Source organism: Pyxidicoccus xibeiensis (assembly GCF_024198175.1).
Taxonomy (GTDB): domain Bacteria; phylum Myxococcota; class Myxococcia; order Myxococcales; family Myxococcaceae; genus Myxococcus; species Myxococcus xibeiensis.
Genome location: NZ_JAJVKV010000001.1, coordinates 514,121 through 534,987 on the forward strand (window position 1 = coordinate 514,121; position 20,867 = coordinate 534,987).

Consider the following 20,867-nt stretch of genomic DNA (forward strand, 5'->3'; position numbering starts at 1 on the left):
CGGTGGCACCGGAGGACGCACCGCCGCCGCCCGGCGGCTCGCCGCGCGCGCTGCTGCACCTGCTGTTCAACGGCGCCCGCGCGGTGGACGTGGTGCAGACAGCGCTCCAGCTCGGGCTGCTGGACGCGCTGGAGCCGGGCCCCGTCACCCTGGGCGCGCTGGCGGCGCGCCACGGGCTGATACCGGGCCGCCTCTACAAGCTGCTGGACTGCCTGGAGAGCCTCGGCCTGGTGCGGCGCGAGCAGCCCTCCGATGCACTGGACTCCGCGCGCTACACGGCGGTGCCCGGCCTGCGCGCGGCGGCCCAGGCCGTGCTGGGCCCGCACTCGCTGGAGAGAGACCGCGAGCGCTACGCCTGGCGGCAGCTGCACGGGCGCCTGCCGGAAGTGCTGCGCGGCGAGCACGCCATGCCCCCCTCCGACTTCGACTGGCCCCCGCGCACCGCGGAGCAGGTGGAGGGCTTCGAGGCCAGCATGGCCGCGGGCCTGCCGCCGATTCTGGAGACGCTCCGCGCGCACGGCCCGCGCCTGTGGAAGGACGGCGGGCGGCTGCTGGACGTGGGCGGTGGAGACGGGACGCTGGCGGCGCACCTCGTGCGCGAGCACCCCGGCCTCACGGTGGACGTCTACAACCTGCCGGCCACCGCGCCGCTGGTGGCGCGCACGCGCGAGCACCACGGCCTGCCCCCCGAGCGCCTGGGCTTCGTGGGCGGGGACTTCCTGAAGGAGCCGCTGCCGCGCGGGTACGACGCGCTGTCCTTCATCCGCGTGCTGCACGACTGGCCGGCGGACACGGCGCGCGCGCTGCTGAAGGCGGCGTGGGACGCGCTGCCCTCCGGAGGCCGCGTGCTCGTCTGCGAGGAGTTCCGCACCCCGGAGCGGCTGGCCGCGCAGTTCTTCTGGTCCTACTTCCTCATCGGCGTGGACACGTGCGTGAGCCGGCTGCGCGAGGTGGAGCACTACCTGCGCGTGCTGGACGAGACGGGCTTCACCCGCGCCGAGGTGCTGCCCGGCCCCTTCGAGCTGGTGACGGCGACGAAGCCCTGACACCCGGGCGCCGCTGTCAGGCCCGCTGGGGCCCCACCTCCCGTAAAAAGGAAAGCCTCCCTCCCGAAGCGAGCGCCCTGTCGCCATCACGGGGCCGGGAGCACCCGGTGGGCCACATACCGGCGGGGGCGTGGCCCCGGAGCCCCGCCCCCTGTTACGCTTCCCTCATGCGGAGGAACGCCAGCACTCACCCTGGCTGCGCGACGCCCTGGGCAGACGCCTCTGGGAAGCCGCCCCTTCCACTCCTACCTGACACCTCCGGCTCGCTCCCCAGCTTCACACCTGGCTGGCACGTGACCTGCAACCTACGTTGCTCGTGGGGTGTGCGACTTCAAGGCTGACGCAGTCCGACGAAGGGGAGGACTCCGCATGAAGAAGCAGCAGGGTTCACGCAGGTCGGATGAGGGTGCTGGCAAGGCGGTCCGTGGCTTGGTGACTTCGGCGGGGGGCCTCGGAGGGGCCTGGACGCCGCCCGCGAACAACGGCGAGGTGCGGGTGCCGGTGGACGAGGGCGTGGAGCTGCGCGGCATCCTCCAGGTGCCCTCCACCGCCACGGGCGTGGTGGTGCTGGCCCGGGGTCATGGCAGCAGCCGGCGCGGCGCACGTGACCTGACGGTGGCCCGCATGCTCCAGGCCGAGGGGCTGGCGACGCTGGCGGTGGACCTGCTGACGGCGGCGGAGGAGGAGGCCTGGCGCGAGCGCGACTTGCGCTTCAACCTGGGCCTGTTCGCCGGGCGCCTCGCGGGCGTGGCGCGGTGGCTGCGGCGCGCGCCCCGCACGAGCGGCCTGCGCGTGGGCTACCTCGGCTCGTACACCGGCGCGGGCGCGGCCCTGGCCGCCGCCGCGCTGCGGCCCGAGTCCGTGGACGCGGTGGTGTGCCGCGGCGGGCGGCTGGCCCTGTCGAACACGGTACTGTCGCGCGTGCGCGCGCCCACGCTGCTCATCCTCGGCGGGGACGACACGTCCGCGCTGGAGCCGCACCGCCGGGCCTTCGCCGCGCTGAACACGGAGAAGCGGCTGGAGGTCATCCCCGGCACCACCCACCGCTTCGAGCAGCCCGACCCGCAGCGGCAGATGGTGGAGCTGGCCGGGCTCTGGTTCCTCCAGCACCTGGGCACCTCGCGCTGGGAGACGCAGCCCTCGTCGCAGGCCTTGGGCCTCTGACAAGGAACACGGACCGGGGCAGCCCGTGCATGGCCTGCCCCGGCCCGTCTTGGGGGGACGCTGCATGGCCCCGATGCCCAAGGGGGGGAGGGAGGGAGCAGGGCTCTCCACGGGCATCGAGGCAGGCTTCACGATGCGCTTCTGGAAGGCGCGGCGATACTGGCCGCGAGTCGGTCGCCCTGGTGGACAGGTCGGGTGTGACGCAGCAGGTGTCAGGTCGCCTGACTGAAGTGGCCCGCCTAGACGGAGGCTGGCCGCTGCACGCCCAGCTGGCACGCGAGCACGGCCAGCTGCGTGCGGTTCTCCGGGCCCAGCTTCTTGTAGATGCTGGTGATGTGCGCCTTCACCGTGCGCTCGGTGATGCCCAGGCATGCGGCAATCTTCAGGTTGTCCGCGCCCGCCGCGATGTAGCCCAGCACCTCGCGCTCGCGCAGCGTCAGCTTGCCCAGCTCGCCGCCCGTGTAGCCCGTCTCAGGCTGGGGCTGGAAGCCCTGGAGGGGCGAGCTCCAGCCGAGCCCCACCGGCAGCAGCCGCTCGCCGCGCGCCACGCGCCGCACCGCCTCCACCACCTCGTTCAGCCCCACGTTCTGCTTGCAGAGGTAGCCGGCCGCGCCCACGCTCAGGCACTGCTCCACGAGGCCGGGCTCCTCGTTGCCTGACATCACGAGCGACCTCACGTTGGGATAGAAGTCATGCAGGCACTGGAGCGCGGTGAGCCCGCTGGCCGCCTCGTCGCGCCCGGGGACCTCCAGCCGCAGGTCCAGCACCGCGACGTCGGGCGGCGACTCGCGCACCCGGGCCAGGAACTGCGTCGTCTGCCCGCTGCTCACCACCACGTCCATCCCCGCGCCTTCCAGCACCGCGACCAGACACTCCCGGAAGACCTGCTGGTCTTCCAGGATGGCAACCCGGATTCGCTCTCCAACCATCGCAGTCGTCCTTTCGAACCCGGCCTCACCCACGGCCTGCACCCGGGGGCGACGCTCCACCGCAGATGTAAGCGTCAACGGTGGGATTGCACGAGTCCTTCTCTGTAAGAAGCGACCCCTTGCTGTTCACGAAAGGATGTTCAGGTGACGTTCAAGGTTGCTTGGACAGTGACTTCCTGTTCCAACGTGTCACGTCAGGAAGGCAGCCGGACGAGCACCCTGCCAAGCTCCCGCACCACGAGGCGGCGCCGCTCCGGCTCCACTTCCAGCCGCACGCAGCAGCTGTGCGCGTAGAAGAGGAGCTCCTCGCCCTCCTGCCGGGCGAGCTGGCCCCAGCGGGGGTCTCCCGCGGGCAGATGCTCGGCCGCCTCCGCCAGCCGCGCCAGCCGGAGCTGCACGGACTGGCGGGCCCGCGACGGAAGCGAGTCCATCAGGGACGACAACGCGGAGTGCATGTGGATGGCGTAGGACATGGGGTGGCCCGGTGACAGGCGACATTGGACCTGGGGCCGATGGTGACCCGACGCCAGCCTGCACCCCGAGCACATCCCTCCTCCCAGGTCGTCTGTCTTGGACCGGGTGCCGCGCAAGGGAGCCCGCGCCTCATGCGTGCCGCTGCCGCAGCGGGCCCGCCTCTTCTTCCGGGACTCCCATGTCGTCCTGCGGGGTGCCGCCCAGCACCAGCCCGCGCAGGACGAGCACCTGCGCCTCCGCCGCCTCGGCGCGTTCGCTGAAGCGCTCGGCCGAGTGCAGGTTCTGGTGTTCCCGCGCCCGGGTGGCCATGCGCCGGGCCAGGGCCGCGCTCTCCTCCAGCGCGCGCAGCGCGGCCCACAGCGCCTCGTCCACGCCCTGCTGCTGCCCGGAGACCAGGGCCCTGGCGGTGTAGCCATGTCCCGTGCGGCACCGGAAGCGCAGCAGGCCCTCGTCGTTCATCTCGAGGAGCACCCCGCCGCAGTCCGGACACGAGAAGTGCGAGGGCGTCCCATACTTCGGAGGCGCTCCTTCCACCGTGTCTTCCTCCAGCGTCAGCGTCTTCACCTCCGCCTGCAGCTGCCGTGAGGGCGACGGGCGGCGTCCCGCCTCCCGCGGCGTCACCGGCGTGGCCACCAGCCGCTCCAGGAGTGGCCCCAGCTCCCGCAGCCGCACGCGGTGGTCCACCTTCACGTACTCCAGGGCGCTGCGGGGCATGTCCGGGCAGTACGCATCGGCTGGCTCCTGCACCACCGCGATGCCGCCCTGCGCCTTCACCGCGAGCAGCCCCCCCGTCCCGCAGTCCAGCGCCCCGGTGAGCACCACGCCCACCACCCGGGAGCCATAGGTGCGTGCCGCCGAGCGGAACAGCGTGTCCACCGCCGGCCGGTGCCCGTTCTCCCGAGGCCCCTTCACCGCCCGCACCGTCCCGGGCTCCACCACCAGGTGTCTGTCATTCGGCGCCACGTAGATGGTGCCGGGCTCCAGCGCCTCGCCGTCCCGCGGATGTCGCGCGGGCAGCGCTCCCGCCCGGGAGAGGATGTCCGGCAGCAGGCTCTCGTGCCGCGGCGACAGGTGCAGCACCACCAGCACCGCCGCCGGCAAATCCCTGGGCAGCTGCGCCGCCAGCGCGGAGAGCGCCTCGACGCCTCCCATGGAAGCGCCGATGACGATGATGTCGTGGTGGGGCATGTGCCTTTCGCCTTCCTCCGCTTCAAGCTAGGAATCCCGAGCCGACGCCGGGCGGTGCCTGCGCCGGCCTCCCCCGGAACTCCGCCTGCCTGCCCTCTCTCCTGGCATGTCCGAGCGCCAGCTTCGCAAAGGCCGACATGCCCTCCAGGGTGAAGACGCACCCGCATGTTTACGGACTGCCCCGCTCTTCCGGGGAAGCACCGTGACGCGCGGGAAGATGTGGCGGGGGGGTGGCGACACGGAGGCGGCGCGTAGTGGATACTTCGCATACGGCCCGGTCCTGAAGGAGACGTCAGGAACGCGGCCTGCCACCCATCCGCTCTCTCTGGGGGACGACTCATGTCGGAGACGAAGATTCGCGTCCTGATCGTGGACGATGACCAGGACCAGCTCGCGTTGGCGGAGCGCTCGCTGTCCGCCTACAACTTCGACGTCCGCACGCACCGCTCCTCGCTGGGCGTATCCAACCTGGTGCGCACGTCGGCGCCGGACCTGGTGCTGCTGGACGTGAACATCCCCGCGCTCACCGGTGACAAGGTGCTGGCGCTGGCGCGCTCGCAGGCGCCGGCGGCGACGAAGTTCATCCTCTACTCCGCCTCGGACGAGTCCAAGCTGCGCGCGCTGGCGCGGGCGTCGGGCGCGGACGGCTACATCGTCAAGAGCGTGCAGGGCGAGGAGCTGGCCCAGCGGCTGGTGGCGTTCCACCAGAAGGCCCGCACCTCCGAGGCCACTCCCGCCGCTCCGTAGCGGCGAGGCGCGTGCGAGCTGAAGCCTCTCGCCAGAGGCTTCAGCTCACCAGCTCCGCCATCTCCAGGAAGACGCCGCGGAAGTCTCCGCGCGCGCCGATGAGGCGCAGGTTCTGCGCCAGCCCGCCGGTGGAGCGGAAGAACATCACCGCCTCCGCGGGCGGCTTGATTTTCAGGAAGCGCGCCGCGTTGCGCGCGAAGTGGTTGCGCATGTCGCGGGTGATTTCACACGTCGCGTAGTCATACGGCGTCAGGCGCATGGGGCGCCCGGCGATGTGGAGAATCTCGCGGATGAGCTCGGCGGCCTCCGCGTCCGGCAGCTCCGTGGTGAAGCCCACTTCCTTGCTGAGTCCCAGCACGTCCATGGGCTCCAGCTTCATGGCGTGCAGGAACATGCGCTGGTTGGCGTCCACGAAGCGCGGGGTGAAGCGCTTGATGCTGCCGAAGTCGAGCAGGCCCAGCCGCCCGTCCGACATCACCATGAAGTTGCCCGGGTGCGGGTCCGCGTGGATTTCGCCCGCGCCGAAGAAGGGCCCGTAGGTCGCGCGGATGAGCTGGCGCGCCACGCGGAAGCGCTCCTCGTTGGACGCGCCGGTGAGGACCCAGTCCTTCAGCGTCAGCCCCTCCAGCAGCTCCAGCGTCAGCACGCGCCCGGTGCTGTGGCTGGAGACGACGCCGGGCACGTAGAGGTCCTTCAGCGGCGCCACGCTCTTCGCGAAGCCCTCCGCCAGCGCGGCCTCGCGGCGGTAGTCCAGCTCCAGCAGCAGCTCGCCGCGGAACTCGTTGAAGTACGCCGAGCCGTCCATCAGCTTCGACGCCATGGACACCGTCTTCACCACCATGCCCAGGTTCTCCAGGTCATGGGCCATGGACTCGGCGATGCCGGGGTACTGCACCTTCACCGCCACCGCCCGGCCGTCAGGCAGCACGGCACGGTGCACCTGCCCCAGCGACGCGGCGGCCAGGGGCTCGCGGCTGAACTCGCGGAAGGCCTCTTCCACGGGCACGCCCAGCTCCTCGCGCACCACGCGGGCCACCACGTCCGGGGACATGGCGGGGGCCTGGTTCTGGAGGCGGGCGAGCACCTGCCGCACCTCGGGGGTGAGCAAATCCGGGTCCATGGAGAGGGCCTGGCCCAGCTTCATGGCCGCGCCCTTGAGCTCGCCCAGGGTGGAGACCAGCTTCTCCGCGGCCCCCTTGCTGAGCAGCTCCGGCGTGCCGCCGGCGAGGCGCTTCGCGCCGCTCATGAGCACGTCCGTCCCCACCTGCATGGAGAGGCCGGCCAGCTTGCGCATTCGGGTGAACCGCCCCTGCGGGGGCAGCTTGTCGTCGGAGTCCGTGGCCATGGAGAGGGCTCGATTAACGGGGAGCCGCCTCTTGGACGCAAGGTACGCCCCCGCGTTGCGCGAGCCAGGCCGGGGGGCCGGCGGGCGCATCCCACCCCTGGCGAGGCCCCTAGCGGGGAGCCGGCGTGGCGCGCAGCCGGGCACGGAGGGAGCGCCAGCGCTTGAGCCCCTCCAGGTCCAGCGGGTCCAGGCGCACGGCGGCCTCGTAGGCGGTGTACGCCTCCTGCAGCCGGCCCACGGAGGCCAGCGCGTCACCGGACAGCCGGTGCACGGCGGCGCGGCCGTCCCGGCCGGGGTGCTCGGCGAGGAAGCGGCGGCGGCAGCCCTCCATGGCGGTGACGGTGAGGCCCGCGGCCAGGCAGCGCTCCACGCCCTCCACGTTGCCCAGCCCCGCGTCGTACTCCGCCCGGCGCTCCACGTGGCCCAGCATCTGGAAGGCCGCGGAGATGCGCTCCTCCGCCCGCTCCAGCTGGGCGCGCTGGCCCAGGGAGAGCTTGCGAGTCTTCAGCGGCTCCAGCGTCGCGCGGGCCTTCTGCGCCGCGGCGCGCACCACCTCCGGCAGGGCGTCCCGGGGCACGCCCAGCGCCTCGTAGTGGTCCACCGACACCCGCGAGCGGAAGCCCTTGAGCACGCGCTCGGCCTCGGGGTCCTCCACGGAGGAGAAGGGCGGGGGCGTGGGCGGCTCCAGCCGGGCGCCGGACTTCATGCGGGCCAGGGCCTCCTGGAACACCGGCGAGCTGTCGCGCAGCTGCACGCCGAAGCCGGGGGCCATGCGCCAGGCGCGGGCCTGCTCCGCGGTGACGTGGCGCACCACCTGGCCCGTGCAGGCCAGCTCGCCGCCGGGCAGCCGCAGGAGGAGTCCCACGTCGGACAGCAGCTGCGGAGGCGGCGCGTCCGTGTGGAGGAAGAGGCCGGCGCGGCCCACCCACTCACAGCGCAGCTCCTGCGAGTGCGGCGTGCCCGCCAGCCGCACGCGCGCGGCGAAGGTGACGGGCGCGGCCGCCTCGGGCGTGACGGTGAGCGAGGCGACCAGGGCCTCGCGCAGCTCGGCGGCGCTGGCGTAGCGCTCCGAGGGGCGCTTGGCCAGCGCGCGCAGCAGCACGCGCGACAGCGCCGCGGGCACGTTGGGGTTCACCTGGTGCGGCGGCACCGGCGTCTTCTGCAGGTGGCCGATGAGCACCTCGGCCGCCGTGCGCCCGGCGAAGGGCACCTGTCCGGTGAGGAGGAAGTAGGCCAGCACGCCCGCCGCGTAGATGTCCGTGCGCGCGTCCACCGGCGCGTCGCCGCACTGCTCGGGCGCCATGAACTCGGGCGTGCCCAGCAGCATGCCCGCCTCGGTGGTGAGCTGGCCCGCCGGCCGCGACAGCAGCTTGGCGATGCCGAAGTCCAGCAGCTTCACCCGCTGCTTGCCCTGCGGGCCCGGCACGAGGAAGACGTTGGCGGGCTTGAGGTCGCGGTGGACGATGCCGTGCGCGTGCGCGGCGCCCAGCGCGTCACACACCTGCTTGAGCAGCTCCACCGCCATGGAGGGCGCCAGCGGCCCCTTGGCGAAGGCCGCCAGGCTCTGCCCCTCCAGGTACTCCATGACGAGGTAGGGGCGCCCGTCGCGCGTGTCCAGGTCGTAGAGCGTGACGACGTTCTCGTGCTGGACGAGCGTCAGCGTGCGGGCCTCGGACAGGAAGCGCGCGACGAGGTCCGGGTCCTCGGCCAGGTGCGCGTGGAGCACCTTGATGGCCACGCGCTTCTGGATGAGGGCGTGCTCGGCGAGCAGCACCGTGCCCATGCCGCCCCGGCCCAGCTCTTTGAGCAGGCGGAAGTGGCCCAGCTGCCGGCCCACGAGCTGGAAGGGCACGGGCACCGGCGTCGGAGGCACCGCCACGTTTCCCGAGGGCGGCGCGCCGGCGTACAGCAGCGTACCTCCGTCCACGGGCGTGTCCCTGTGCGTGCGCACCCAGGTGGGGCACTCGCTGAGGTCGGCGTGGGACGGCACGCAGGAACAGTTGGCGATGGCGGATTGGGAGTACACGGGGACGGGGGTGCGGGGGTGCCGGGACAGCGTAGCGGCGGGGACCTTTGCGATTGACGTGCCACCCGGGATTCAAATGCGTCGGCGCCGGGGGTCTACTCCAAGGCATTGATCTGGTTCGGATTCCGGACAGTGTCGGGAGGTACTCGTCCCGGTGAGTCGCATAGGTCCCCCTCCGCATCCCTGCAGAAACTACAGCCCGCAGGAGGAAAACGTTACCGCCTGCTTCCCTTGAGTGCGATGTCCTTGTGACGCACACCCGGCCCTGACGCCCCACAGTGTTGGCCGGCGCACGGCTTGGGACGGGGAAAGCGGGAGTTGCGCTGATCCACCGGGGATTGCACGCGCCGGGGCCCTGGGAAGCGGGCCCGCGCGGCACACACCACGTGAGGACAGGACAGGTGTCCGGCGGAGGACAGGAGGGCGCGGGCACCTTCGCCTCACGCGGCCCTCGCGGACGTCAGCGGGCTGCTTCCAGCGCGGGGCTCGCGCGAGCAGGGGCGCTGCGTCCAGGTGCCCGCCGCGGGCGTCGGGGAGCTGCTCCCGGCGCGGGGAGGGGGAATCGCGCCACGAGGAGCAGCCCTTCGGGCGCCAGCGGCGGGCGTCTGGAAGGGGCCTCCGCGTTCAGGACGCACGCGGAGGGAAAGGGCTCGCGTCCGGGAGGGACGCGCTGCACGGCAGCGTCCGTCCGGGTGGGAGCGGGCGCTGACGGTGCAACCTCAGCCGATGATGGGCTCGCAGTAGCCTTCCGTGGAGCACATCAGCCCGTCGCAGCACGTCACGCCGCCGCCACAGGTGGAGCCGACCGGCGCGCACGCCGAGCCCGCGTCCGGCTCGCCGCTGCCCGCGTCCGGCTCGCCGCTGCCCGCGTCGGGCTCACCGCCACCCGCGTCCGGCTCGCCGCTGCCCGCGTCCGGCTCGCCGCTGCCGCCGTCCGCGTCACCGCCGCAGGCGCCCTGTGTGTCGCCGTGCTTGAGGTGCGCCTTCAGCGCGGGCAGGCCCACGGTGATGGTGTGCGCGTTGGCCGGGTTGCCGGGAGGGATGTGGCAGATGGTGATCTTCTTCGTGTTCAGCGGGTGGCCTTCACCACCCTCCGCGGGGTTCTGGCCCTCACCGTCGCCCGTAGCGGTCCCCGGCTCCTCCGCGGGTGCGCTCTCCAGCCCGCCGCTCTGCGGGTCCTGAGGGGCGTTCTCGTCGCCCTGCTGCGGCTGGCCACCGCACCCGCCCACCAGCAGCGTGCACAGGGCCACCATCACGGTAGACGAGGAAATGAGGTTGAAGCGTCGCATGGGCATTCTCCACGATTCGAGGTTTCGGGGTGCTGAACCCGCGCCCGGGCCACCGGCGACGCCAGGTGCCTCTCCAGTCGCGACTTGACACTCGTCGTGCACCGCGGGGCGGTGCGAGCGTCGCGTCTGGAGCCGCCTAGCGGTCAGTCCAGGTGCCAGCCCCCGCCGGTCCAGCCTCCACTGGGAAGAAGACCCACCACCTCACCGGCCGGCCACGCGGCAAGCCACGATTCCGGGGAGAACAGGCTCGCTGGAAAGCTGCACCCTCAGCTCACACTCTCCGCGCTGTAGCGGGCGATGAGGCCGGTGCGGACGGCATGTCGGTGGACGCGCGAGAAGAACACACTGGCGAGCAGGATTTCGAGCAGGGCCAGGGCCGCGCCCCACAGCAGCGCGGTGCCGGAGAACGTCCCGCCGGACACGAGCGTGCGCATGCCCTCGAACACGTACGACGGCGGCAGGACCTGGGAGACGGCCTGCATCCACGGCGGCAGCGTGGACAGCGGGTAGAAGACGCCGGCGAAGGGCGAGATGAGCGCGGGGATGGGCCAGACGAACCACTCGGACGCCGGCCCCAGCCGCAGCACCAGCGCGCAGCCGAAGATGCCGATGGCGATTCCGAAGAGGAACAGCACCAGCAGGAAGGGGACGAACATCAGGCCGTACGTGGCGAAGGACAGGCCGAACAGGCCGCTGGCGAGCACGAGCATGACGACGAGGCCCACCAGGCTGGTGACGAAGCTCGACAGCACGAGCCCGCCCACGTACTCGGAGATGGACAGCGGCGTGGCGAAGACGTTGAGGAAGTTGCGGGACCAGACGTCCTCGAAGAAGACCATCGTCACGCCCTGCATGACGCGCGTGAAGAAGTCCCAGAGGAGCACGGCGCCCAGCAGCGCGGGGACGAAGTTGAAGCCGGGCGAGGCGACGGTGTTGAGGTAGCGGGTGATGAAGCCCCACAGCACCATGTCGATGGCCACCCAGGCGAAGAGGGGCAGGAAGCGCGCGACACTTCCCTTGAGCAGGTAGAAGTGGCGCAGCGCGATGGCGTAGGCGCGACGTGGACGCATGGCTCAGGCCCTCTCCAGCGCGAGCGGCTCGCGCGCCACGGCGATGAAGAGCTCCTCCAGGGAGGCCTTGCCGTGCTCGCGTGGGAGCGTCCGCGGGTCTCCTTCGAGGAGGACCTTCCCGTGCGACAGGAAGAGGACGCGGTGGCAGACCTCCTCCACCTCGTACATGTTGTGGGACGTCCAGAGCACGCCGCCGGTGCCGCGCGCGGCGAAGTCGCGGATGCGGGCGCGGATGTCCTTCGCGGTGGACGGGTCCAGCGAGGCGGTGGGCTCGTCGAGCAGCAGCAGGTGCGGGTGGTTGAGCATGGCCTTGGCCAGGGCGACGCGGGTCTGCTCTCCGGAGGAGAGCACGCCGCAGCGGGTGTCGCGGAACCTCACGAGGTCGAACTCCTCGAGCAGCTCGGTGATGCGCGTGGAGAGAGAGTTCACGCCGTAGATGAGGCCGAAGACGCGCAGGTTCTGGGTGACGGTGAGGTTGCCGGGCAGCGGGGAGTAGACGGCGGCGAAGTTGGTCTGCTCCAGGGCGAGGGAGCGCTGGCGGGCCAGGTCCACGTCCTCGATGCGGATGGCGCCCGAGGTGGGCTCCAGCACACCGAGCACCATGTTGATGGTGGTGGTCTTCCCTGCCCCGTTGGGACCGAGGAGGCCGACAATCTCGCCGCGGCCCACGTGGAACGAGACGCCGTCCACCGCGACGGTGGAGCCATAGGCCTTGCGAAGCTCCACCACGGAGAGGACCTTCGACGTGGAGGGTGCCCGCGAGGGCCCGGACGTCGTTGCTGAGGGAGTCATGTGGGGGCGCATTGTTCCCCAGCCCGGGTGTCCGTGGCCTCCTTCCTCGAGGTGTCGGGCGGGCACGCTCCGGAACTGTGCGGTGTGGGAACAGGGAGCCCGCTGGAGTGAGGACTTCACGTCATCGCCCGGGAGCCCGGCACACCGCCCGTGCAACGAAGGGTCAGCGCCAGTGGACCCGGGCGATGAAGCCAGCGCTCACGGAGGAGACGTCCGGCCTCCGGCACGCCGTCCGAGCAACGGCAGGTCAGCACCGGTGGCTCGGAGCAATGAGGTCCGCGCTCACGGAGGAGACGTCCGGCCTCCGGCACGCCGTCCGAGCAACGGCAGGTCAGCGCCGGTGGCTCGGAGCAATGAGGTCCGCGCTCACGGCGGAGACGTCTGACACCCCGGCGAGGGCCAGCGCGTGCGCGGTGTCTTCGCGCAGCCCGTCGAGCACACGGCGCACGCCGTCGGCGCCGCCCGTGGCCAGGCCCCACAGCACGGGCCGCCCCACGAGCACCGCGCGAGCCCCCAGCGCCAGCGCCCGCAGCACGTCCCGCCCGGAGCGCACGCCGCCATCGACGAGCACCGGCGCGCGGCCACCGGCGGCCTCCACGACCTCGGGCAGGGCTTCCGCGGTGGACACCGCGCCGTCGAGCTGGCGCCCGCCGTGGTTGGAGACGATGAGCCCCGCGGCACCGTGGTGCAGACACTCGCGCGCGTCGTCAGCGCGCAGCACGCCCTTCACCAGCACCGACAGGCCGGACAGCTCGCGCAGCCAGCCGATGTCCGCGAAGGTGAGGTCCGCGGCCTGCTCGGCCAGCTCGCGCCGGGTGAGCCCTTCCAGGTTGGCGAGGAAGTCCTCCTCGGGGAGCGCCAGCGCGCTGTCGCTCCGGTCGCGGCGCTTGCGGCCCACCACGGGCGTGTCGCCGGTGAGCACCAGCGCGCGCGCCCCCGAGGCCACGGCTCGTTGCACGAGGGCGCGGGTGAGGCCCCGGTCCTTGAGGACGTAGACCTGGAGCCACCAGGGGCCGGCGACGGCAGCCACGTCCTCCACGCGGCGTGAGGCCCGCGAGGAGAGCACCAGCAGCGAGCCGGCCTCACGCGTGCCCCGGGCTGTGGCCAGCTCCGCCTCCGGATGCGCGAGCGAATGGAACGCGGTGGGCGCGACGAGCACGGGCGAGGTCAGCGGGGTACCGAGCAACTCCGTCGCGGTGCGCACGGAGGACACGTCGCGCAGCACGCGGGGCCGCAGGCGCAGGCGGGCCCAGGCGGCGGTGTTGTCCGCGAGCGTCGTCTCCTCGCCCGAGCCACCGGCGAAGTAGTCGAACACCGCCTCGGGCAGCCGGGCACGCGCCTCGGTCTCCAGCGCTTCGTACGAGAGCATGGGCGGCAGGCTACGGCGAGCCCACGAGTCGCGCGACCCTGATGCATCATTCCGCCGGGTCTGGGTGAGCTGCCACTACCAGCTCGCCCTGCCCATTGCTCCGGGCTGACTCAGGGCGGGCCCCGGGAGCGCTCCGGGACCTCACTGTTCGGAAATGTCGGGGGTTTTGCGCGGCACAAATGTCCCGACATTTCCGAACAGTGAGCCTCCGCACCCGTCCCGCCCCTGGCCCCTGCGGTATCCACGGAAGGACCGCGCATGGGGGCCAGCGAGCGCCTCACTCGAGGTCAGGCATGGCTGCTCCAGGAGGAAGCACCACCGGTCCGCTGCCCGGAACGGTCAGCCAGGGCTCGGGCCGCTGCGCCGAGGTTCCGGAGGCGCGTTGTGCCGCGAGCAGGTCGAGCTCGCGCCCTTTGCGTGCCCTGATGACCTCCAGGTAGGGAGCCACGCTCTTTCCGACGCGGCAGATGGCGGCGAACCGCAGCACGTCCTCCTCCGAGCACCGTCCGGACAGCAGCCCGGCACGGAGGGCGCGCACGGCCACCGGGTAGCCCAGCTTGTTGCGGTACTTGAAGAGGTCGGCGATGGTCTTCGCCACGCCATAGACGCGCACGGAGACGCCGTGGAAGGTGCGGTGCTCGATGCCCTCGGAGAGCGCCGGGCCGGAGAAGCGGGCCACGTGCAGGGGCGGCTGGCTCCAGCGCGGCTTGCGCGCCCGCTCTCCGATGGCCATCCAGACCTCGGCAGGCTCCTCGGGAAGGAGTCCATGGAGCCAGAGCGCCGACTTCAAGCAGAGCACGCCTCGTGGAACACGCTTGGCGGCAACCAGCACCGCGTCAGGCGGCATGTACCGGTGGGCCCAGACACCCGGTGCCACTTCGCGCAGGGAGCCCAGGCTCAGCATCAACCGCAGCTGAGTGCGCGGCACGCCATGCGCTTCCAGGTCGCGTGAGCGCAACAACCCCAGCTCCCGCGACAGCTCCATCACCCCAGGCCGGGTCTTGTATCCCGGCCGACGACGCAACCTGCTCGGCATTCCCCGCCCTCCAAAAACCCCCGACATTTCCGAACAGCAACCGCCAGCAACCTAACGGGGTGGGCTGACGCGCTCGGGGAGATGACCTGGCCCGGGCGGGCCGACGCCGAAGCTCGTTCATGGCAACCTCGATGAAGCCGCCATGGCGTGACGGGTGCCCGACCCGTCGGGCCTCCTGGCCTCCGAGCCCTCCGGGCAGGTCCTGTCGGGGGCCTCACCGCCCAGGTCGAGAACCCGGGCTTCCGCGCGACTCCCGAACGAACCTCGTCCCGATGGCCCGGCCGCGGCGCGGATGCCCCACGTCCAGCAGCGCCTCACCCCGAACGAACCTCGTCCCGATGGCCCGGCCGCGGCTCGGATGACCCACCTCCAGCAACGCCTCGCGGAACCTTCTCCCTGCCCACGGTGTCTGGGCCCGCCACCAGGAGGTGTCCTTGGAACGGATGAGGGGCCGGCGCGTGCCGGAACGACTGTGCCATGCCGTCATGCTCGCCGGGGTGCTCGCCACCGCGAGTGCCGCCGCCTCGGAGGCCACTCCGCCGACGGACGGCAGGCCCGAGGCGGCCATGGAGAACGCCGCCGCCCTCGGCCGCGTCTGGGGCACGGTGAAGTACGTACACCCCGCGCTCGCCTTCCGTGAGGTGGACTGGGATGCCGCGCTCGTGGAGGCGCTACCTCAAGCCCTCGCCGCGCCGACGCCCGAGGCGCTCGCCAACGCCGTGGGCGGCATGCTGCGCCGCCTGGACGACCCGCTGACCCGCGTGGAGCGCGACACCCCGCGTCCTCCGCCGCCCACCGCACCGGCCCCCGGTCCGTTCTCCCGCTGGTCCGGTGACGTGCTGGTGGTGGACCTGGACCGGCGCTACGCCAACCTCAACGAGCTCTTCCCGGCCATGTCAGCCCTGGCGCCAGAGCTGGCGAAGGCCCGCCGCGTCCTCGTGGACCTGCGCGCCAGCGGCCCCGACGAGGCCCTCTGGATGGAGATGGCGCTCGGCTTCCTGGAGCGCTCGCTCCCCTCCGAGCAGGTGACCGCCCCCGCGGAGCGCTTCCGCGTGTACTCGGGCTTCCCGGTGCAGCTCGGCCCCAGCTCCGGCGGCTATACGGCCTCGGTGGAGACGCGGCTGGCCCGGAGCTTCGCGCCCGCCCCTGGCACGCCGAAGCGCTCCGTCGCCTTCCTCGTCAATGGCCGCACGCCCCTGTCTCCCCTGCTGCTGGCCCTGCGCGACTCACCGCGCACCTTCCTCGTGTCCCAGGGCGCGCTGGACGAGTCCTCCGCCGTCCAGGTGCGGCACGTGCCACTGCCCGGAGGACACCGCGCGGTGGTGCGCGCCTCGGAGCTCGCCTTCCCTCCCGGCTCGCGCGGCCTGCGCGCGGAGGCCACCGTCCCCGCCGACGCCGACGAGCGCGATGCCGGCCCCGCCTTCCAGGCCGCCCTCCACCTGCTGCGCAAGGGCTCGACTCCGAAAAAGCCAGCGGCCCACGCTTCCACCCGGGACACCACGCTGCCCACGGGCGGGCCGGACGACGCCTACGAGGCCATGCCCTACCCGGCCGAGCCGTACCGCCTGCTGGCCGTCCTCCGCTTCTGGAACGTGATGCGCTTCTTCCACCCGGACCCGAAGGCCCTGAAGGACTGGGACGCGGTGCTGCCCACGTTCCTCGCCCGGGCACGCGACGCCCGGGACGCGGCCGGGTACACCCGGGTGCTGTACGCGCTGGCCGCCCGCGTGGCCGACGGGCACAGCTTCGTCGCCGAGGGCGGAGTGCCGCTGCGCTCGCTCGCCGGGGGCAACGCGCCCCTCGTCCTCCGCTCCGTGGAGGGCCGCTTCCTGGTGGCGGAGCTGCCCATGCCCGAGGCCGCCCGCGCCGCCGGCATCTCCGTGGGCGACGAAGTCGTCTCCGTGGACGGAGAGCCCGTGGCCACCCGTGCCGGGCGACTGGGGGCGCTGCTGGGCGCGTCCCACCCGGCGGCCCATGCGGAGCGCGTGGCCAGCCTGCTGCTCGCGGGCGCGGACGGTCAGCCCGTGGAGGTGATGCTCCAGGGCGTGGACGGACGGATGAAGGAGGCGCGGCTGCCCCGCTCGCGTGACTTCCTTCCCTTCCTCCGTCCTCCCCCGGAGGCCGCGACACCCTGGCGGAAGCTCGACGGAGGCCTGGGCTACGTGGACCTGCGCCTGCTGCGCGCGGAGCGCGTGGACGCCATGCTCGAAGCGCTGAAAGACACGCGCGGCCTCGTGCTGGACCTGCGTGGCTACCCCCAGGGCAGCGCCTGGGCACTGGCGCCGCGCCTCAACGTGCGCGGTGCCACCACCGCCGCCGTCACCGCCCGCCCGCTCCTGTCCGCGGGCGAGGTCCGCGAGGTGCGCCGCGTGGAGCCACTCCCCACCACCGACAAGCCGCTCTACCGGGGCCGCATCGTCGTGCTGGTGGACGAGCGCACGATGAGCCAGGGCGAGTACACGGCGATGATGCTCCGCACCGCGTCCGGCGCACGGCTGGTGGGCAGCCCCACGGCGGGCGCCGTGGGGGACACCACCAACGTGTGCCTGCCCGGCGCCGTCTGTGTCCTCTTCACCGGCCAGCGCCTGGAGTCCTCGGATGGCGGCGCCGTGCAGGGCGTCGGCCTGCGCCCCGACGTGGAGGCCCGCCCCACCGTGCGCGGCCTGCGCGCCGGCCGCGACGAGGTGCTGGAGCGGGCACTCACCCTCTTCCGGGAGGAGCCACCCCTCGCGGCAGGCGCACGGTGAAGATGGAGCCCACGCCCGGGCGGCTCTCCACGTCGATGCGCCCGCCCATGGCGTCCACAATCTGCCGGCTGATGTAGAGCCCCAGCCCCAGCCCGCCGTAGTGCCGCTCGGACACGGCGCGCTCGAAGCGGCCGAACAGGCGCGGCAGGTCCTTCTCGGAGATTCCAATCCCCTCGTCGCGCACCGACAGCCGCACCGACTCCTCGCCCTCGTGCGCGGCCTCCACCACCACGGGGTGGCCCGCGCCGTACTTGGCCGCGTTGGTCAGCAGATTCACCAGCACCTGGTCCAGCCGCGACGAGTCCCAGCGCCCCGGCAGCGGGCCGGGCACGTCCACGCGCACCGTGCAGCCCGCCTGCGTGAAGACCTCCTCCATCCGGTCCACCGCGTCGCGCACCGCCTGGCCCAGGTCCACGTCCGCGGGCTCCAGCGCCAGGCGCCCCAGGGAGATGCGGCTGACGTCCAGCAGGCTGTCCACCAGCGCGGTGAGCCGCTGCACCTGCCGCATGGCGGTGGCGAGCCGCGGCGCCACCTTGTCGCGCACCTCGCCGCCGAGCGCCCGGTCGATGAGCCCGTGCTGCAGCTTGAGGCTGGTGAGCGGCGTCTTCAGCTCGTGGCTGGCCACGGAGAGGAACTCGTCGCGCAGCCGCACCGCCGCCTGCGCGTCCCGGTAGAGCGACGCGTTCTCCAGCGCCACCGCCACCCGCCGCGCCAGTTCCTCCGCCATCGCCACGTCGGACGTGCCCAGCCGCCGCTGCGGGGCCGCCGTCCCCAGGGTGATGACGCCCAGCGTCCGCCCGCGCGTGCGCACCGGCACCGCCACCAGCGAGTGCGGGTCCAACGCCTCCAGCAGCGCCCGGTGCTCCGGCCCCTGGAACATGCGCTCGCGCAGGTCGGGGCCCACCTCCGGCAGGTAGCGTGTCTCGCCCGTCTGGAAGCACTCGCGCGCCGGGTGGAGGGTGCCCTCGCTCATGTCGGGCGACAGCGTGGACAGCAGGGACGCGTCACGCGGCGCGTCCCGGTGAGAGGCCGCCACGCACCGCAGCGCCCCGTCCGGCCCCACCAGCTCCACCAGGCAGCAGGTGGCCACGCTGCGCGCCGCCACGCGCGCCACGTGCTCCAGCGTCCACTCCACGTCGTCCAGGTGCTCGGCCAGCGCGCGGCTCGCGTCCAGCAGGAAGAAGAGCCGCTCCTCGGCCTCCTTGCCCACCTCCAGCGCATGGTGCAGCCGCTCGCCGCGCTCGCGCAGCGTCTCGTACAGCGCCGCGCGCTCCAGCGCCTGTGCGCACTGCTGCGCCAGCGACGCCAGGAAGGCCTGCTCCGGAGGGGAGAAGGCGCGCGGCGCGTCCCACGCCAGCGACAGGTAGCCGCGGACGCCGCGCTCCGCCAGCAGCGGCAGCACGGCCCGGGCCCCGTCCCCCAGGGACGCCAGGGCGGCGCGCGCCGACTCCGTCACGGCCGTCCCCGGCTCCCTTCGAGGGAACCACTGCGGCGCCCGGTCCTCCACGTCCACGCCCAGCGCGGACAGGCCCGCCTCCGTGAGTCCCTCGAGGTACGTGAGCATGGCCTGCGTGTAGCCAAAGGCCCCCAGCAGCCGCAGCCCTCCGTCCGCGCCCCGCTCCAGCACCACGCCGCGCGCGGCGCCGGTGGCGCGCAGGCCCTGGTCCATCAGCACCTCGGCCACCTGCTCGGCGGTGGCGGCGCGGGACAGCGCGGCGGTGACGGCCTGCAGCCGCTCGGTGCGCACCTGGGCCTCGCGCGCCTCGGCGTACAGCAGCGCGTTGTCCATGGACAGGCTGGCGCGGCGCGACAGCTCCAGCGCCAGCTTCAGGGTCTCGTCCTGGAAGATTCCGTCCGCCCCGCCGCGCACCAGCGAGACGGCCCCCAGCACCCGGCCGCGCGCCAGCAGCGGGACGACGATGGCGGCGCGGATGCCCAGCCGCCGCGCCACCTCGAGCTGCTCGCCGGTGTACACCATCCCCGGCAGCATCCCGTCCGACACCTCGGGCAGGAACACCGGCTCTCCGGTGCGCAGCACCTCGGAGATGCCGCCGGGGGTGTCCAGGTCCGGAGCACGCAGGCGCGACAGCTCGTGGATGAGCCCCACCCGCTCCGGCGCCCGGTGCGCCGCGGCCACGCGCTCCACCCGGCCGTCGTCGCCGAGCACGTCCACCGCGCACCAGTCCGCCAGCACCGGCACCGTCAGCTCCGCCAGCCGCTGGAGCACCGTGCGCCACTCCAGCGAGCTGGCCAGCAGCTCTCCGGCGCTGGCGAGGAATGCGATGCGCTCCTCCGCGTCGTCGCGCGCCAGGACACGGGCGGCCACTCCGGGTCCGGAGACGGCCTCCGGCGGACGCACGGTGTTGGCACACGCGGGCTCGGGCGACAGCGGCTCGGCCACGGATGAGGGCCGCGACGGGGACGTGGGGCGGCGCGACATGGGGGGCCCAGATAATGACGCACCCCACGGACCGACAATGGCGCCTGCCCTTGAGTACGAGGCGACTGTCCGATGGTCGACCGGAGGCCTCTCTGCTCGCGCGGCCGGCCCTCCACTCCCGGTGAAGCCGGCGCCTGCCGCAACGGCTCAGCCCGTGCCCTCGGAGGCGGCGGGCGGGTCCCACCACACGGCGCCCTTGCCCTGGATGGCCTCGCGCGCCCGCTCCCGCACGCGCGCCATCTCCGCCGTGGCGAGGGGCTGGAAGGCGGCGGCCGCGCGCAGCGCCGCGTCCTGCTCGTTGGGGTGGCTCATCCCCATCAGCATGACGTCCGGGTCCAGGCTGAGCGTGTACCGCACGCACGTCTCCACGGTGAGGTGCGGCAGCGACGGCGCGCCCCGCGCGTCCTTCCCGCCCGAGCCCACCTTGCCCCGCGGCCGGGCCTCCAGCGGCCGGCCATAGCCCTCCGTGTCCCCCAGCAGCTTGCCCGCGCCGAACGTCTTGAAGGACACCACGCCCACGCCCAGCGAGCGCGCCAGCGGCAGCACGTCCACCACGTAGCGCGCGTCCACGAAGGGCCCCAGGGGGAACATCACCACGTCGCACAGCCCCGAGCGCAGCGCCGCGCGCAGCACGTCCGGGTGGTGGCTGGAGATGCCCCGGAAGCGCGCCCTGCCCTCGCGCACGCACCGGCCCAGCTGCTCCATGCCCCCGCCGGGCGCGGCCAGCTTCTCCCACGCCGCCAGCTCCGACACGGCGTGGAAGGCGAACAGGTCCACCGTGTCGTGGCCCAGCCGCCGCAGGCTGGCCTCCACCTGCGGCGCCACCGGCGCGTCCAGCACGTCCACCTTGTCGATGAGGAAGACACCGTCGCGCCGGCCGCGCAGGGCCTCGCCCACCGCCTCCTCGCTCAGCCCCTCCTCGTAGTTGGGCGCGGTGTCGATGACGTTGAGCCCCGCGTCCAGCGCCCGGCGCAGCGTGGCGACGAGCGTCTCGCGGGGCGTGGAGCGGTCGGCGATGTCGCCGATGCCCACCGCGGTGGCGGTGAAGCCGGTGCGCCCGAGGGCGCGGCGCGGCGTGAAGCGGGGAAGCGGTTGCGCGGCCATGGCCCCGGGTTCTCCTGAACCGCCCCGCCACCGTCAAGCGACACGGCGCCCCCGCCGGAGGGCACCGTGCGCTGGATGCCACGGCAGGCTCCGGAGCCCCC

The 20,867-nt window shown here is 73.0% G+C and carries 16 protein-coding genes; 4 read left to right on the top strand and 12 right to left on the bottom strand.

The annotated features are described in order from the left end of the window. Nucleotides 1-2: 2 nt before the first annotated feature. Both LXT23_RS02030 and LXT23_RS02035 read left to right on the top strand, forming a co-directional pair. On the top strand, nucleotides 3-1,046 hold the full coding sequence (locus tag LXT23_RS02030; RefSeq protein WP_253978347.1) for a methyltransferase: 1,044 nt from the start codon (nucleotides 3-5) through the stop codon (nucleotides 1,044-1,046). Between the two features lie 369 nt (nucleotides 1,047-1,415). Further along, a complete protein-coding gene (locus LXT23_RS02035; RefSeq protein ID WP_253978348.1) occupies nucleotides 1,416-2,210 on the top strand; it encodes a dienelactone hydrolase family protein in 795 nt (264 codons plus the stop codon). A 239-nt stretch (nucleotides 2,211-2,449) separates the two neighbouring features. Here LXT23_RS02035 and LXT23_RS02040 read toward each other — a convergent pair whose 3' ends face one another. From LXT23_RS02040 to LXT23_RS02050, 3 genes are all read right to left on the bottom strand, one after another. Beyond that, nucleotides 2,450-3,139, bottom strand: a complete 690-nt coding sequence (locus tag LXT23_RS02040; RefSeq protein ID WP_253978349.1) for a response regulator transcription factor — start codon at nucleotides 3,137-3,139, stop codon at nucleotides 2,450-2,452. Nucleotides 3,140-3,333: 194 nt separating this feature from the next. Beyond that, nucleotides 3,334-3,612: a hypothetical protein gene (locus LXT23_RS02045; protein ID WP_253978350.1), complete on the bottom strand. Its 279-nt coding sequence runs from the start codon at nucleotides 3,610-3,612 to the stop codon at nucleotides 3,334-3,336. Between the two features lie 130 nt (nucleotides 3,613-3,742). Continuing rightward, entirely contained in the window at nucleotides 3,743-4,801 is a 1,059-nt protein-coding gene (locus tag LXT23_RS02050; RefSeq protein ID WP_253978351.1) for a chemotaxis protein CheB, read from the bottom strand. Nucleotides 4,802-5,140: 339 nt separating this feature from the next. Here LXT23_RS02050 and LXT23_RS02055 point away from each other — a divergent pair, with 339 nt between their 5' ends. Beyond that, nucleotides 5,141-5,548, top strand: coding sequence for a response regulator (locus tag LXT23_RS02055; RefSeq protein ID WP_253978352.1), 408 nt, complete (start codon nucleotides 5,141-5,143; stop codon nucleotides 5,546-5,548). Nucleotides 5,549-5,588: 40 nt separating this feature from the next. Here the strand turns inward: LXT23_RS02055 and LXT23_RS02060 are convergent, their stop codons facing one another. The 7 genes from LXT23_RS02060 to LXT23_RS02090 form a co-directional block, all read right to left on the bottom strand. Beyond that, nucleotides 5,589-6,893 carry an ABC1 kinase family protein gene (locus tag LXT23_RS02060; protein WP_253978353.1) on the bottom strand — a complete coding sequence of 435 codons (1,305 nt, stop codon included), beginning with the start codon at nucleotides 6,891-6,893 and terminating at the stop codon, nucleotides 5,589-5,591. A gap of 109 nt (nucleotides 6,894-7,002) precedes the next feature. Then, entirely contained in the window at nucleotides 7,003-8,844 is a 1,842-nt protein-coding gene (locus tag LXT23_RS02065; protein ID WP_253978354.1) for a protein kinase domain-containing protein, read from the bottom strand. 794 nt (nucleotides 8,845-9,638) lie between these two features. Then, on the bottom strand, nucleotides 9,639-10,208 hold the full coding sequence (locus LXT23_RS02070) for a hypothetical protein (protein ID WP_253978355.1): 570 nt from the start codon (nucleotides 10,206-10,208) through the stop codon (nucleotides 9,639-9,641). A 266-nt stretch (nucleotides 10,209-10,474) separates the two neighbouring features. Continuing rightward, a complete protein-coding gene (locus LXT23_RS02075) occupies nucleotides 10,475-11,278 on the bottom strand; it encodes an ABC transporter permease (RefSeq protein WP_253978356.1) in 804 nt (267 codons plus the stop codon). A gap of 3 nt (nucleotides 11,279-11,281) precedes the next feature. After that, nucleotides 11,282-12,070, bottom strand: a complete 789-nt coding sequence (locus tag LXT23_RS02080; protein WP_253978357.1) for an ABC transporter ATP-binding protein — start codon at nucleotides 12,068-12,070, stop codon at nucleotides 11,282-11,284. Nucleotides 12,071-12,401: 331 nt separating this feature from the next. Continuing rightward, nucleotides 12,402-13,439, bottom strand: coding sequence for an alpha-hydroxy acid oxidase (locus tag LXT23_RS02085; protein WP_253978358.1), 1,038 nt, complete (start codon nucleotides 13,437-13,439; stop codon nucleotides 12,402-12,404). Between the two features lie 277 nt (nucleotides 13,440-13,716). Beyond that, nucleotides 13,717-14,475 (bottom strand): type IV toxin-antitoxin system AbiEi family antitoxin domain-containing protein, encoded by a 759-nt coding sequence (locus LXT23_RS02090; RefSeq protein WP_253978359.1) that lies wholly within the window; start codon nucleotides 14,473-14,475, stop codon nucleotides 13,717-13,719. Nucleotides 14,476-14,933: 458 nt separating this feature from the next. On the opposite strand from LXT23_RS02090, the gene LXT23_RS50270 reads away from it, so the two are divergent. Further along, the gene (locus LXT23_RS50270) at nucleotides 14,934-17,222 is read left to right on the top strand and encodes a S41 family peptidase (RefSeq protein WP_253978360.1); all 2,289 of its coding nucleotides are present in this window, start codon (nucleotides 14,934-14,936) and stop codon (nucleotides 17,220-17,222) included. Here the strand turns inward: LXT23_RS50270 and LXT23_RS02105 are convergent. Beyond that, complete coding sequence (locus tag LXT23_RS02105) at nucleotides 17,176-19,662, bottom strand: GAF domain-containing protein (RefSeq protein ID WP_267146667.1); 2,487 nt, start codon at nucleotides 19,660-19,662, stop codon at nucleotides 17,176-17,178. The genes LXT23_RS50270 and LXT23_RS02105 overlap by 47 nt on opposite strands. A gap of 147 nt (nucleotides 19,663-19,809) precedes the next feature. Continuing rightward, complete coding sequence (locus tag LXT23_RS02110) at nucleotides 19,810-20,766, bottom strand: aldo/keto reductase (RefSeq protein WP_253978361.1); 957 nt, start codon at nucleotides 20,764-20,766, stop codon at nucleotides 19,810-19,812. Between the last annotated feature and the right edge of the window lie 101 nt (nucleotides 20,767-20,867).